Consider the following 11,796-nt stretch of genomic DNA (forward strand, 5'->3'; position numbering starts at 1 on the left):
CGGACGGCCACTCCCGCCGAGCCACGGTCGGCAAGCTGCTTTGAAGCCACATCCGGCCCTCCCGGGCCACCGAACAACTTACGGAGCTGCTTTGGTGCGAGTGATCATGGCCCCGTAAGCTTCCGGCGCGTCGGGCAGTCTGTGGACCTGCCCGGTAAAGAACTGTCGGCCTACGCATCGATGTGGACCACGGAACGAGATCGGTGGGAGCTCCATCGGATCGGTGACCGGTACCTACCGATCATGAAGGGCGATCCGCCGATGGCACAGGTGATCTGTGATGACGAGCTGGCAGACCTGGTGATCGCGCAGATGCTCACCGCCGGAGTTGCCGTGGTGGACCACTCATGACGCATCCGGGCTGTCTCGGGGCCGTCGGAGGGCGCTCAACGACGACCAACGCTGACAACCACCGACGGCTAAATCGCAGGTCGCAGCGTTGATCGATTACGCGGCCGCAGGTCAGAGACCCGGCCCTTCGCTTCTTCTAGAAATAGTGTTATCTATGCATAAAAAATAGCTGCTCGATAAACTATTTCTAGTCGAGCAGCTACTTTTTATGCAGGACCTCTATCATTAGTGATCGTTGAAAAATCCGGCATCCTTCCAGTAATATGTATCGCTACGACCGCCCGTTCCCGCATACGAGACCTCGATATCCTGGCCTTCAGGAAGGTTATACTTACTGCCTTGGCTAGCAGAGCGATGCGCACATGTTCCCGCTCCACCGCTAGCTATTATGGTATATTTATAGGTGACCAGAGCAGCCGAGTGATTATTCTTAGATGTATCGCACACGGAGATATAGTCTCCATGCTCCTTTATATAGACCTTGACTCCGCTTCCGGACCACACATGGTCCCACGATGCGGCGGATGATGTGCCAGCTGTAGCCAGCATTCCAGCCATCGATACCGTCGTGGCTATAGCAGAGCTGACAATGGCGCGAGCAAGCCTGTTCATAAAACCCTGACCCTATCTCAACTACCGGGTGCACTGCCACCGAGGATCGTCAGAGTCTTGAGCAGTATGCCGACGGCGGGTTCCGGAGAGGGGTTCGAAACTCCGGCCGGCAGGCGCCCGCTAACCACTAACGCACAGGTCACACCCGCTTTGGTCCGCTATCACCCCCGCTAGCGTTAGCGGGGGGGACCGCTAGCGATAGCGGCCCGGCGGGCCCCGAGCCGGGCCGTCTGTGGGCCGTCCAAGGGTGACCGATGACGACCAACAACGACCATCAACAACCCCTCGACCGCAGGTCAGTTGGGGGGCAGACACGCCTTACCTGGGGTGAAAAACGGGCCGATCAGACGACCAACACGTGACTGCAGCGTCAGGGACTCACGCACGTCCCGACCATGCTCGATGGCAGCGGTGAACGATGGCCAGCGGGTTCCTGGCCGAATTGCCCAGCGCGCCACCGATCTCCAATCATGCCAACGCTGGCGCACAACCGCCGCAGCATTGCTTGAACGCCTCGCGCTGCCGCAACCGGTGCCATCGCAACGGCGCGAGGCACAGCGCGGGCATCGGCACTACGTGACGGGGGAGGGCATCCGCAGGGCCCTGCGCACCTCTCCCGCGAACGCGCGCAAGCTGCGTGACGCCGTGCTCGCCGAACGCGCCACCGGCACCGAGGCGGCGTCCATGCGGCGGCCGTGTTTCCCAGTTCCAGCGCGTCGTCATACCGACCGTTGGCCAGCAGGGCGTGCGTACCGGAACGCGCGGCCGACGCCAACACAAGCGGGTCGTCCGACTCGTCAGCGGCCCGCATCGCACGTTCGGCAGCGAGCCATGAGATGTCTGATTCGCCGATCTTCGCAAGCGTCGTGGCCGCGAGGTGGTGCGTACGAGCCGACACAGCCCAGCAGTCGCCACTATCGTCGCCACGGCGCGCCGCTCGATCCTCCAGCTCCTGTGCAGTCTGTAGGAGCGCCGGAAGAGCCGCGATGACGCTACCGAGTCGCCCACCCTGGTAGTCGTTCCATGCCTGCTCCACGCGCACAGCCAAGGGGCGGGACTCGGGAGCTGCACCTCTACTTCGGGGCCGAAGAGCAAGCGCGACAGACGCCGCGGGCTCATGAGCGCGTCGCGTACGGCCGGAACGTCGTCCTGCTGCCTTTCGTCCTCCATGAGCACGGTCTGACCCAGCAGTTCACCGAGGGGCACGCGCAGGATGCGCGACAGTTCGGCGAGCATGTCGATACGGGACGGCTTCCGGCGCCCTGTCTCAATCTTCGCCAACCAGTCGGTGCTTCGGCCGACCAGGCCGGCCAAGACCTCTTGCGTGTAGCCGCGACGCTTGCGGTAGAACGCGATCCGCTCGCCGATGCTGAGGTGATCTCCGAGACCACGCATTGCGTGCTGCCTCCTGCTGCTTGTGAGGGGCCGGATTCACGGCACAGAGCCGGTGATGGAGCGGGTAGCGGGTCTTGTCCACTACCCGAGGTGATACGAGCGTGACGGGCCCGGAACGACGCGGCCCGGACACTCTGTCCGGGCCTGCGATCCCGTGCATAAGACCCGCAGGCCACCGATCGAGCCCCGACCAGAACACGCTTCCTTCGCGGGCGTAGGAACCCAGCAGCACGTTTGGCGACTCTCCGACCGTGCGAGTGGGCATCGCCCTTGCCCTGTCCATTGCTCCATTGTGAGGAATCACTGCGTTCATCGATCGCGTAACCCCTGGATGCGCCCATAGTCATTGCATGGCAGACAATGACAAGCCCTCTGGGCAGAAGGAGACAAGTTACCCCGTAAGGAGGAGTGAATTTGGCCCGTGGGAGCTAAAGGCAGCGGTGCTGTCTCGAGCTTCCGAGTTGAGTGCGCTCCTAGACGAAAGGGTTGAGAGGCATCCCGGACAACAACAAGTCCAGGTATTGGCGGAGCGGGCACGCGGAGAATTGCATGAAGCTAGGTGTGCGCTTGCTCATTACAATCATGCCAGATTTAAGCCGAGCGCGCACCTGACCGTTGCTCGGATTCATCTTGACACCGCGCACAACTTGCTGCTTCGGCTCTCGGCGCCCGAAGAGGTAATCCCCATGATGCCCGGCGTGCTGGCTTTCGTACAGGAGCAACTTGAGCCAAGGGATCCACGGCGAGTGATGGTCGAAATTATCGACCACAAAGTTTCCCAGACCGGCCGCCTTTCGGAGTCTGACCGCGAGTCGATTCTCGACGCTGTCGGTGTTGCTCGCCAGGCTAGCATCGGCAATGCTTTGCGGATTCGGAGCTTCTTTTACATTGTGCTTTGGGTGACGATTGTACTCGCGGCGGCAGCCTCGGTGGTCGCCATCCTAGGTTTCGTGCGAGATGACATTGTGCCGCTATGTTTCACTCCGCCACAAGGCCTGGGTAAGGTGCAATACGAAGTAGTATGCCCTGTCCAGGTGAGTGAACCTATTCCGGCGAAGCGCATTGATTCCGTTTTGGCACAGACTACTTCTCCTTTGGATTATCCCGTCGTTGAAATCGTCGGCCTTGTAGCAGCGGGCATCGCCGCCGCCACATCTCTCCGTAACATCCGAGGAACGTCAACCCCCTATAACGTGCCAGTTGCTCTCGCTGCGCTCAAACTTCCAACAGGCGCTCTAACTGCTGTGCTTGGCCTCCTACTCATGCGCGGAGGATTCGTTCCCGGCTTGAATGCCTTGGACTCATCCGCCCAGATCATTGCTTGGTCTATCGTGTTTGGCTATTCGCAGCAGCTGCTCACGAGGCTCGTGGACAGTCAGGCGCAAACGCTGGTCAACTTGGGCGGAGGGTCGAATTCTGTGGCTAAGTCCCCTCCACCATCCCCTCCACCCTCTCCTTCCCTTCCGGTACCTGCCCCCGGGGGGCCTGCTAGCCCCGCCGCCATGTAGGCCGCCGGGCGGTATATGGCGGCCCATGCGGTCAGACCTTGACCGCTGTGCCACCACCTGACGGCAGCCTTTGACGGCAACAACGGTGGACGTCGCCGTATCCGAAGGCACTGCGGTGTACCTCGTGGGCCGGGCAGGCCTGCCACGCTCCTGGCCTGAGCACCGGCAGAAGGAACTCCTAAAGCGGGTGTCGCAGGTTCGAATCCTGCCGGGGGCACAGACAGAAGGGCCAGCTCAGGAGGGTTTCCCTCCCAGGCTGGCCCTTGGCCAGCCTGGGAGGCTGGCCCTTGGCCATTTCAGGCGCCGTGCCACACGCGTGCCGCTACGGGCCCGCCGGGTCCTCTTCGGAGGAGCCCGAGGCCACTCCCCCACCGCCCCGGATCATGGCGCCGAGCCGGTCGGCGACGGCCCGGTCACGGTCACTGGTCATGTGCTGATGGATCAGCGCGGCCCGCGAGTTGCTGTGGCCCATGCGGGTCATCAGTTCCCGGGTGCTGGCTCCGGCCGTGGAGGTGAGCGTGTTGCCCGTGTGCCGAAGGTCGTGGAAATGCAGCTCGGCTGAGACGCCCGCAGCCTTCCGTGCCCTCACCCAGTGGTCCCTCCGCCGTAGTTGCCCGCCTCTGCGGACCGACGAAGACGTGTGTCGCGGTCGGCAGCGGCGAAGTGCTCCGGATGGTGCCTGACCGCGTCGAGGAGTGTCTGGACCACGTCAGGTCAGGAGGTATGCCTTCAGGATCGTCACCGCGTAGGTGTTGCCGGTGGTGTCGGTCAGGGTGGATTTGAGGGAGACCGAGCGGGCGTTTTCCGGGTGGGTCAGGGTGAGGGTCCTTTTGCCGTGGGTGGTGGTCACCGGGGCGGGGGACCAGGTCTTGCCGGCGTCGTAGGAGACCTTCACCGTCAGGGATTTCAGGTGGGTGGCCGCCGGGCCCTGGAGGGAGAGGGGGATCGTGGTGCGGCGGCCCGCGGGGGCTGTGCCGGTCGGGGTCAGCTTCGGGTGGAAGCGGACCGTGGAGAGGGGCAGGGAGCCGGAGTCGGACGGGCTGGACGTGAAGGTCCAGGCCGCTGTCAGGCGGCTCGTGGTCGCGGCCACGCTCGTCGGGCGGGTGAGGTTCGTCCGGATCGTGTAGCGGGCCGGGACGGACGGGAGCTTCTCCACGGTCTGGCAGAGGTCGTCGTCGTTGTCGAGCAGGGTGTTGCCGTCCGCGGTGACCGTGGTGTGGCGTTTCGCTGTGGAGAAGGCGGGGTGTCCGCTCCCGTCGGCGAGGTCGGGGACGCACAGGTCGAGGGTGTCGCCGTCACGCTGTGCGCCGTACGGGCCGCCGGTGATCGGGCTGAAGACGCCGACGTTGTACGTGGCCGCGTAGGTCCGGCCCGCTTGGTACGACCTCGCGCTCTCCGTGCCGTAGAAGACGTCCTCGTCGTCTCCGGAGGCGCTTCGCTGGCCCAGGTTGGCCGTCCACTTGAAGCCCTTGGGCGTGGTGACGTAGATCTTCGCGGTCGTCGGCAGCGGGAAGGGGTCGCTCACCGTGCCCAGCGACAGGGTGGGGCCGCTCCACAGGACGTTGACGATGCCCTTGCGGTGTGCGACGGACGAGCCGAAGTTCCGCTTCAGCAGGGCCAGTTCGTTCATGCGCGTGGTGTGCCGATAGCCGGTGGGGAAGCGGTCGGGCAGGTTGTGGAGCAGGTGGTAGGTGGTGCTGCCCTTCTGCCACAGGCCGCCGAGCTGCGTACTGAGCCTCCCGGCCGGGGCGGTCGGTCCCAGGGTCGCGGTGCGCAGGTTCTTGAACGCCCCGAGGAACAGGGTGGTGTTGTGCGGCTCGCTCCCGGTGTCCCCGGTGCCCACGGCGAGGTTGAGCTGGCCGTCGGACATCTTCGCGCCCTGCGGCGCGGTGATCCGGACCGGCTTCGCCTTGCGCGCGTCGAAGACGACCGTGGTGTCCCCGGTCAGCGAGAGCCGCGGCCGGACCAGCGCGGAGGTGCCCCCGGCGTCTCCCATCAAGGTGTCCACGACGTAGTCGCCGCGCGGGACCCGCACCCGGTATACGCCCTTGGAGATCTGTTCGGAGTCCTCGAGGTTCGTGGTCCAGTACGTGCCCGAGTACCCGAGGATCTCGGTCAGCGGCGCGCTCACGGGCTTGCCGCCGCGGTCGAGGAACTTCAGGGTGAGGTCGTGTGCCTCGGCCTCGCGTACGACGCCGAAGGCGGTCCGTACGGCCGCGGGGTCGGCGCCGTTGCGCGCGGTGGCGACCAGCGTGCCCGAGTAGGCGCCGTCCGCCGCCTCGACGCGGGTGTCCGCGGTGAGGTCGACGCCGGCGGTGCCGCCCGCCGGGACGGTGAGCTGCGTGGTGCTCGGCGTGAACATGCCTTCGGGGGCCGTACGGCCTCCGGGGCCGGTCGCGGTCGCCGTCAGGTCCAGGGTGACGGGCTGGTCGCCGTCGTTGCGGTAGGTGATGTGCTGGGTGACCGGCCGGTCGTCGGTGTGGGGCCACAGCTGCTTGCCGAAGGACACGGAGGTCTGTTCGCTCGCCACCGCTCCCTCCAGTGCCCGGGACACGTCGACCCGGCCCGTACCCTGCTGGTAGCCGGTCGCGCCGGGGGTCGGGGTGGTGGACGCGGTGAGCGCCTGCTTGATCCGTGCGCCGGTCCAGTTGGGGTGCCGCTGGGCGAGGATCGCGGCCGCCCCCGCGACATGCGGCGTCGCCATCGACGTACCGGACATGGAGACATAGCCGTCGGCGGCCGGGTCGCCCATGTGGCCGTGCGCCGCCCTCGCCGAGACGATGGCCACGCCCGGCGCCGTGAGGTCCGGTTTCAGCGCGTTGTCGGCGGTCGGGCCGGTGCTGGAGAAGTCGGCGAGCCGGTCCTCGCCGTCGACGGCGCCCACGGTGAGCGCCGACTCCGCGGCCCCCGGGGAGTCGACGGTTCCCGCGTCGGGGCCCTCGTTGCCGGCCGCGGCGACGGTGAGCATGCCGGTGCTCTTCGAGAGGGCGTTCACCGCCGCCTCGACCGGGTCCTCCCCCGGGGTGTCGGCCTGGCCCAGGCTGAGGTTGGCCACCTTGGCGCCCTGCCCGGCGGCCCACTCCAGGCCGGCGATGACGCTGGAGTCGCTGCCCTCGCCGCTGTCGTCCAGCACCTTGGCGTTGAGGATCCCGGCACCGGGCGCGACGCCCTTGTACCGGCCGCCGGACCGTGCGCCGGAGCCCCCCAGCGTCGCGGCCACATGGGTGCCGTGGCCGGCCATGTCGTCGGTGCTGCCGGTGCCGGTGAAGTTCTTCGAGGCCTTCACCGCCGAGGCGAGGTCCGGGTGTGTGGTGTCGACGCCGGTGTCCAGGACGGCGACCTTGACGCCCTTGCCGTCGTATCCGGCCGCCCAGGCGGCCGGGGCGCCGATCTGCGCGACGCCGCCGCCCGCCTCCCCGGCCTTCGCGCCGTCTTCGTCCGCCGGCGCCTTGAACCGGCCGTCCAGCCAGACCCGCGCGACTCCCTTCCCCTCGGTGAGGGCCTGCCACATGTCGTCGACCCCGGCCTTGGGCACGGTGATCGCGGCGCCCGCCACGCTGGGCAGCTCCCGGCGCACGGTGGCGTCCGCGTCCGTGACCAGTGACTTCTGGGTGCTCCGGCGCTGGGCGGACTTGCCCTCGTACGACACGATCAGCGGGAGCGTGCCGCGCCGGGTGTCGTCGTAGCCGGCGCGTATCAGCCCGCTTACATCGAACAGCCGTTTGTCCAGGACGCCTTGGCCGATCAGGGCGGCGGCGTCGGCGGGAACGACGTACTGATCGCCCCTGACGCCGCGCACGGACACCGGGACGTGCTCACGGCCCGGTGCCCGCCGTACGCCCGTCACCCGGCCCCGGGCGTCCAGCCGGACCCGGTCGCCGGTGAGGAGGGTGACGTACCGGCCGGCCGCGGAGGCAGAGCCGGAGGTCCGCGCGCCGAGGGCGGAGCCGCCGGGCGCCGCGACCGTGGCGGTGTCCTGCGCCCGTAAGCCGAGGCCGGAGCCCGTGGCCGCCACCGAGACGCCCGTCATCAGCCCCGCCACCAGCAGGGCGGCCAGCGAGGCGCTTGTGGTTCTGTCGCGCATTCAGCTCGCCTGCCCGGGGACCTGCTTGGCGGCGTCGACGACCGCGCGCTCGGTGATCGCGCTGGTGTGCGTGACGGTACCGACCTTGAGGGGATTGCCCGCCGTGGCCTTGACCACCACGATGCGCTCGCCGAGGAACCGCAGTGTCTTCTTGTCGAAGATCCACTCGGTGCGCTCGCCGTCGTTCTCCCGCGCGATCGCGACCCCGTGCCGGCCCGTGGCGTCGACCGCGTCATCCACCGAGACGACGCCGGGGATCTTGGCCGCGGCCTTGTAGAGGGCGGCGCCGACCTCGGCGGGCGGGTAGCTCTCGAACAGCAGATCGCCGATCGCGACGAAGGCGGCCTGGTCGCGCGGGACTTCGGGGTCCCGGACGGCGTCCGACGCGCGGTAGATCCGCCGCAGCAGCGCGTCGGGGTCGGTCGGCAGCTCGGCCAGGGCGTTGTAGGCGCCGCTGAACGGGGTGTCGCTCTTCAGGGTGATGCCCTTGTCGCTGGTCTCGCCGGCCTCGATCAGCCAGCCGTCCCTGCCGTCGAGGGAGTTCCAGACCTGGCGGGAGTGCAGCTCGTCGCTGACCGCCTCGCTCTTGTCGCCGACGGTCTTGATGTAGCTGTCGGCCACCTTCGAGGCGATGTAGATGTACTGGCCCTTGCGCGGGGTGGGCGCGGAGGTGTCGGCGGCGGCCAGGGAGATGCGTTCGAGGAGCTGGGGGGCGCCCTTGGCGTCGGCGGCGCCGATCCTGGTGGTCAGTGCGGGGCCGGTGGCCAGGGCGGTCTTGCCGCCGTGGGTCCCGCCGCCGGTGAGGGCGAGGCCGCCCGCGACCGCGCCGGCCAGGGCGAAGGCCGCGGCGGGCAGGAGGATCGTACGGCGCAGGAACGGGTTGGAGCGCTTCACGGGCGCGACCGGAGAGGTACCGGACGTGCGGGAGGAGGTGCGGAGGTCTTCGTGGATCCGGGCCATCATCTGCTCCTTGTGGAACTGGTGGCGGCCCGCCGGCAGATCCCGCTCGGCGGAGGGCAGCAGACTCTGCGTCTCCGTCCACTCGGCCGGGTGGGGCCGGTGGGAGGGGCTGGCGTTCATCGGTTTCCTTCCTGTGCGGACCGGACCGCGTATCCGCGATCACCTGTTATCTGCCGGTTCGTGCGGGTGGGTTCCCGTTTTTCTCCGAGCAGTTGCGCATCGGCGAGCTTGCGCAGCTTGGCGCGAGCGCGGGAGAGGCGGGAGCGGACGGTGCCGACCGGGATACCGAGGGCGCGGGCCGCCTCGGCGTACTCCATCCCCTCCCACAGGCACAGCGTCAGGACCTCACGCTCGGGGCGCTTGAGCAGACTGAGGGCGGCGAGCGTGGCGTTGATACGGCGCCGGTCGTCCAGGCGTCCGGCGGTCTCCTCGGCGTGGTCCTCGACCCGTTCCTCGGCGGCCTGCGCGGCGGCCGCGGCGCTCGCCGCATTGCGGTAGCGGCGGTTGCTGCGGTGGTGGGAGCGGGCGACGTTGGTGGCGATGCCCAGCAGCCACGGCCGCAGCGAGCCACCTTCGGCGTCGACCGAGGCCCGGAGCCGCCACGCCTCCATGAAGGTCGTCGACATCACGTCCTCGGCCAGCGACCAGTCGGCGGTCAGCCGGAAGGCGTGGTTGTACACCGCGCGGGCGCACTCGTCGAAGAGTTCCGCGAAGGCGTCCGGATCTCCGTTTCGCACCCGGGTTCGCATATCTGTGGTCACGTCTTGCACTGACTTTCGGTGCGGGCGAGTTCCGGTGAGACACGTCACAGCCGTCGCACAGGTCACCGGGGCGGTGACCGCACGAGGACTCGGTGGACATGGCAGCCGCTCAGCCGCGCACCGCTCAGGCCGCGAGGCCCGAAAGCAAGGCGCTCGATCTGATGCGGGACCCGGTCCGGGGGTGCGCAGGCTGGTCGAGAAGCTGTTGGAGGTGTCGAGGCCGAACGCGGGCGCGGAACAGGCTGATCCGGCAACGCCCACCGGCACGGGCGGGCACCGGTCTCACCGACGGTGAACGGCGCCGTTGTCGTCGTACGCAACCAGGGCCCGGGCTTCGGCAGAGCTGCTCGCCCACGGGCAGCAACACTTGCGGACCGGAGCGGCCGAGAGCCGACGGGGCCAGGACCTCGGGCTGACGATCGCGCCGGTCCAGGCACAAGCCATCCAGGCGCGCCCGGAATAGATTTCCCTTTCCCGACGATGCTCCGTCCTGTCCCGAGTGCAACAGCCCCTGTGGTCGCGCGGTCTGGTGCTCGCCAGGCAGGACGACGACGGCCGACGGACCTGCCGGGCTTCATGGCGGTGCACATGTAGTGGCAGTGGGCGGACCGACCAGGCGATCCATTGGAGGTCTGCCCAGCACCGGAGCCGTTTCGCTGACATCCAACTCTGACATCAACAGGGCCGGACGGCGGCATACAGCAACATCTTCGGACGAACGTCGGACCTACCGACGACGGCAGGCAGAGCCGAGGAGACGCGGCCCCTGGCGTCCAGGTCGTTCGTACAGCGGCGCGCTCCACCTGGACACCAGGAACCACGCCCGCTCCACGGTTTGCGGGTCGACGGCAGACGGGATGGGAGCTGGGGCAAGTGGTGGGTTGAGGAGGATGCATGCCGCAGTGGCAGCATTACGGCCGCCAGCCTAACGATCAAGCCAGTTGAGACGATCTCTGAGACTTGACGGACGTCGACAAGCTGCGGATGTGGCCCGCAGGGGCAGGGCGTAACGTGGGCCATACATCCGGACTGCGCCCGCTGGGCGTGAAGTCCCGCGTTCCCCCCAATCCATTGCTCCGTGGCTGGGGGTGCGCCTGGACGAGCGGAGGATCTGCGATGGGTACAGTCACGACCGACGACGGCACCACGATCTTCTACAAGGACTGGGGTCCTCGCGATGGGGAGCCGATCGTCTTCCACCACGGGTGGCCGCTGAGCGCCGACGACTGGGACAATCAGATGTTGTTCTTCCTGGCGCAGGGCTACCGAGTCATCGCCCACGACCGCCGTGGCCACGGACGCTCCACCCAGACCGCGACCGGCCACGACATGGACACCTACGCCGCGGACGTGACCGCCCTGACGGACGCACTCGACCTGCGGGGCGCCGTGCACATCGGCCACTCCACCGGCGGTGGCGAGGTCGCCCGCTACGTCGCCCGCGCTAAGCCCGGCCGTGTCTCAAAGGCGGTCCTGGTGGGCGCGGTGCCACCGCTGATGCTGAAGACGGAGGCCAACCCGGGCGGCTTGCCGATGGAGGTCTTCGACGGCTTCCGTGAGGGCGTTGCCGGCAACCGGGCTCAGTCGTTCATTGATATTCCCTCGGGGCCGTTCTACGGCTTCAACCGTCCCGGAGCGCTGGTGTCGCAGGGTTTGATCGACAACTGGTGGCGCCAGGGCATGATGGGCGCGGCGAACGCGCACTATGAGTGCGTTGCGGCGTTCTCCGAGACCGACTTCACCGAGGACTTGCAGCAGATCGAGGTGCCCGTCCTCGTCGCGCACGGAACCGACGACCAGGTCGTCCCGTACGACGACTCGGCACCCCTGACGGTCAAGCTTCTGAAGAACGGGACCCTCAAGTCCTACGAAGGCTATCCGCACGGGATGCTGTCGACGCACCCGGAGGTCCTCAACCCGGACATCCTCGCGTTCATCCGTTCCTGACCCCGGCGAGCTGGCCTCAGCGTCCGGCCCGTCCCCCGGCGTACCCGTAGTTCGCATCGGGGACCGCACCTGGTCAGGCGGACGTCCGGCCGTCTCAGTTTCTGTCTCATTCAGCGACGGACACCACCGTCCAGGCAGGTCCGGTCCTCACCTCGCAATGAGCACCCGGACGGGCCTG

At 67.6% G+C, this 11,796-nt stretch carries 6 protein-coding genes and 1 pseudogene; 2 read left to right on the forward strand and 5 right to left on the reverse strand.

Features of this window, described 5'->3' with window-relative positions:
- Positions 1–2,211 precede the first annotated feature (2,211 nt).
- A pseudogene (locus tag ACFY01_RS32555) lies at positions 2,212–2,358 on the reverse strand (helix-turn-helix domain-containing protein); the annotation flags it as partial.
- 350 nt (positions 2,359–2,708) lie between these two features.
- Between ACFY01_RS32555 and ACFY01_RS32560 the strand changes: the two are divergent.
- Positions 2,709–3,866, forward strand: coding sequence for a hypothetical protein (locus ACFY01_RS32560; RefSeq protein ID WP_390739345.1), 1,158 nt, complete (start codon positions 2,709–2,711; stop codon positions 3,864–3,866).
- A gap of 322 nt (positions 3,867–4,188) precedes the next feature.
- On the opposite strand, the gene ACFY01_RS32565 is transcribed toward ACFY01_RS32560, so the two are convergent.
- The 4 genes from ACFY01_RS32565 to ACFY01_RS32580 all read right to left on the reverse strand — a co-directional run bounded on the left by ACFY01_RS32565 (position 4,189) and on the right by ACFY01_RS32580 (position 9,671).
- On the reverse strand, positions 4,189–4,455 hold the full coding sequence (locus ACFY01_RS32565) for a tyrosine-type recombinase/integrase (RefSeq protein ID WP_390739346.1): 267 nt from the start codon (positions 4,453–4,455) through the stop codon (positions 4,189–4,191).
- A gap of 120 nt (positions 4,456–4,575) precedes the next feature.
- Positions 4,576–7,950, reverse strand: a complete 3,375-nt coding sequence (locus ACFY01_RS32570) for a S8 family peptidase (RefSeq protein WP_390739347.1) — start codon at positions 7,948–7,950, stop codon at positions 4,576–4,578.
- Complete coding sequence (locus tag ACFY01_RS32575) at positions 7,951–9,030, reverse strand: CU044_5270 family protein (RefSeq protein WP_390739348.1); 1,080 nt, start codon at positions 9,028–9,030, stop codon at positions 7,951–7,953.
- On the reverse strand, positions 9,027–9,671 hold the full coding sequence (locus ACFY01_RS32580; protein ID WP_390739349.1) for an RNA polymerase sigma factor: 645 nt from the start codon (positions 9,669–9,671) through the stop codon (positions 9,027–9,029). The genes ACFY01_RS32575 and ACFY01_RS32580 overlap by 4 nt, the downstream gene beginning before the upstream one ends.
- Before the next feature lie 1,116 nt (positions 9,672–10,787).
- On the opposite strand from ACFY01_RS32580, the gene ACFY01_RS32585 reads away from it, so the two are divergent.
- Entirely contained in the window at positions 10,788–11,618 is an 831-nt protein-coding gene (locus ACFY01_RS32585) for an alpha/beta fold hydrolase (protein WP_390739350.1), read from the forward strand.
- Positions 11,619–11,796 lie beyond the last annotated feature (178 nt).

The organism is Streptomyces sp. NPDC001480, from assembly GCF_042894725.1.
Classification (GTDB): domain Bacteria; phylum Actinomycetota; class Actinomycetes; order Streptomycetales; family Streptomycetaceae; genus Streptomyces.